1 protein-coding gene and 1 pseudogene are annotated in these 425 nt (G+C 62.4%); both read right to left on the reverse strand.

What is annotated here, in order from left to right; all coding sequences use genetic code 11:
- A partial coding sequence (locus EN939_RS37705) for an FAD-binding protein (protein WP_127272173.1) occupies nt 1–190 on the reverse strand: 190 nt, incomplete at its 3' end.
- 2 nt (nt 191–192) lie between these two features.
- Nucleotides 193–425: pseudogene (locus tag EN939_RS37710) on the reverse strand (glutamine synthetase); the annotation flags it as partial.

Consider the following 425-nt stretch of genomic DNA (forward strand, 5'->3'; position numbering starts at 1 on the left):
CCACTTTCACGCCGCGCTCGGCGGCGTGAAGGGCGGCTGACAGGCCGGTGCAGCCGCCACCGACGACAACCAGGTCGGTGTCGACGTCGCCGACCAGCGCCGGATGGTCCGGCGCCGGATTGGCGGTGGCGACATAATAGGATTTGGCGATATCGAGGCCCGAATTGAAACCCGTTGAACTGGAAGCCATGTTCACACCTTCAGCAGAAGGTGGTCGCGTTCCCAACTCGTCACCACGCCCTGGAACAGGTCGAGCTCGACGCTCTTGACGCGCAGATAGGTCTGGAAGAAATCCTCGCCGAGCAGTTCCCGCACCGGCTCACATGCCTCGAAACGATCGAGCGCCTCCTCCATCGTTTTCGGCAGCGTGCTCTTGATCTTGTAGGCATTGCCCGACGCTTCGGCCGAGCGCGCCAGTTTCTGTT

Origin of the sequence: Mesorhizobium sp. M7A.F.Ca.CA.002.05.1.1 (genome assembly GCF_003998335.1) — a bacterium.
Lineage (GTDB): Bacteria > Pseudomonadota > Alphaproteobacteria > Rhizobiales > Rhizobiaceae > Mesorhizobium.